We start from the raw sequence: 2,003 nt of genomic DNA on the forward strand, positions 1-2,003 counted from the left end.
GAATTTGGTCGCGAAAACGTATGACGTCCGCGCGACCATCGATTGACCAGATAAGCGCCAACAACGGCCTCAAGAGTGTTGCCGGTCGCAATCGCAATTGCGGTGGCAACGGAGCCGGCGGTGGTCGCATTGGCGATCACCGCCGCAATGAAGATTGCGGGCCAGGTCCGATACCCCCACAACAGCACCGCCGCCAGCGCGAGACCCGTCGGTGGCCAGATTGCCGTTGCGCTGGGATGAACAGAGGCGAGAGCGAGGCCGCCTTTTGCCAGGACGAAATAGATCACGCCAATCGCGACCAGGCCGCCGGCATACCTGGTGCCTCGGCGGAAATTTATCTCCGGCGCTAGCGATCGTGGATCGGACATCGTCGACGCCTGGACCAGGCAGTTGGATTGTCCATCATGACTGATCTTTTGATCTCCCTGATAAAGATCGAAGATCGCTACTTTCCCGCTTACCAAGCGGTTGATCGAGACCCCACCGGCGCGACAATGCAAAACTCGGCGAGATGCGCTCAGATCGGATTGATCACCGCAGTCTGCCGACGGACGAAGAGATGGCGCGTGTCTGGTTCCCGATCGGCATCGGCTTCGGCTTATCGCGCATCGGGTTCGTTGAGGAAACTACCCATTTCGAGTTAGTGGAACGCGCAACTGCCTCGAAGTCTGAAATGGGTCAAAAAGGCGACGATCCCGGCGGGCGGGCCGCGTGTCCGCTTGGTTCTTGGAAGCCGAGATCGCTGACCTAAGAGTACCCGTTAGTTCAGGCCGCTCGGGCCGGCGAGCAGGCGCAGCACGATCGCAAACAGCTCGCTCTGCGAGGAGATGCCGAGCCGTCCATAGGCGCGCTTGCGGTAGGTCAACGTCGAATGCACGCTGATGCCGAGCGCCTGCGAGATCGCTTCGGAGCTGAAGCCTTCGAGGATGCGCCGGCAAACCTCCCGCTCGCGCGGCGTGAGATCGGCAAGCGGCGCGCGTGTGGCCAAGAGCGTGGCGAGAGACTGATCGGGCGTTGCGCTGCGCTGAAAGTGGCGTGCGACGCTCGCCCCGATCGCAGGTGCGATCGCCCGGAGGCGTTCGCGCTGGGCGTCGCTGAAGCGGCCCTGCGCGGCGATGCGATAGAAATTGACGTAGAAGCAGGTGTCGTCGACCCAGATCGCGGTCGCGCATTTGTCGACGATGCCGGAATCCTGGAAGAAGATCTTGCGGTAGCGCGCGCCATACATGCGCGGTGCGAAGGCCGGCAGCATGATCGACGCGCCGCCCTCGCCCTCGAACATCGCATCGCGATTGGGATCGGACTCATGGAACTGTCCGGCATAGGCAGCGCCGAGCTCCGCGCCGATCGGGATGTTGCCAGCATCGAGCAGGCAGTGCGCGGCGCCCGCGCGGCTCAGCGCAAACACCATGCAATGGCCGACATCGGCCTGCCGGCGCAGCGTCTCGATGAGCACTTCCGGAAAATCCGGCCGACCGATCGCGAGGACCGCGGGCGTGACATCGCCAGCCGCTACATTCGAGGCCATCCCGTGGGCCCGCATCGTTATCCTCCGCCAAACGTCTTTTGGCGGAGAATATCAGCAAGGGCGGCGTGCCGGAAGCTGGCCCTCACCATACCGCCTCCGGGTCCCGGCCCGGCGCCACAGCGCTACGCCGCTTCGGCGGAGCGCTGCGGCGTCACTCATTCGGGAAGTCCCGACGCACGCTGCTTGTACGTGACCGCACCGCTCGACAGGTTCATCAGCGAAAGGGATCCTGAAGCCTGATCACCGATCATTGTTGGGGACCCATTCCTCCGCGGCGGTGTCCCAATGATGGGTGTCGTCGAAGTGTTTCCAGGGTGGCCGCCTCGGCTTGCTTTCGTCCTTCTGCCGATTTGCATTCAGTGCACGGAGTTGGACGGCGAACACCCCAACCTTCATCCCCCATTCGCGAGCGTTGTATCGGGAGTTCCATTTGAATGCTGCGAACATTTGGATGCCTCCTTCAAAGCAAGAAGCT

General features: G+C 62.6%; 3 protein-coding genes and 1 pseudogene. 1 reads left to right on the forward strand and 3 read right to left on the reverse strand.

Features of this window, described 5'->3' with window-relative positions; genetic code table 11:
• Nucleotides 1–464 (reverse strand): MASE1 domain-containing protein (locus tag AC1D00_RS38715; RefSeq protein WP_477014303.1); only part of this gene is annotated, 464 nt, incomplete at its 3' end.
• Nucleotides 465–559: 95 nt separating this feature from the next.
• Between AC1D00_RS38715 and AC1D00_RS38720 the strand changes: the two genes are divergently transcribed.
• Complete coding sequence (locus AC1D00_RS38720; RefSeq protein WP_477014304.1) at nucleotides 560–751, forward strand: hypothetical protein; 192 nt, start codon at nucleotides 560–562, stop codon at nucleotides 749–751.
• A gap of 9 nt (nucleotides 752–760) precedes the next feature.
• Here AC1D00_RS38720 and AC1D00_RS38725 read toward each other — a convergent pair whose 3' ends face one another.
• Both AC1D00_RS38725 and AC1D00_RS38730 read right to left on the reverse strand, forming a co-directional pair.
• Nucleotides 761–1,543 carry a helix-turn-helix transcriptional regulator gene (locus AC1D00_RS38725; RefSeq protein ID WP_477014305.1) on the reverse strand — a complete coding sequence of 261 codons (783 nt, stop codon included), beginning with the start codon at nucleotides 1,541–1,543 and terminating at the stop codon, nucleotides 761–763.
• 225 nt (nucleotides 1,544–1,768) lie between these two features.
• Nucleotides 1,769–2,003: pseudogene (locus AC1D00_RS38730) on the reverse strand (hypothetical protein); the annotation flags it as partial.

It is taken from the genome of Bradyrhizobium sp. P2_E8 (assembly GCF_056403875.1).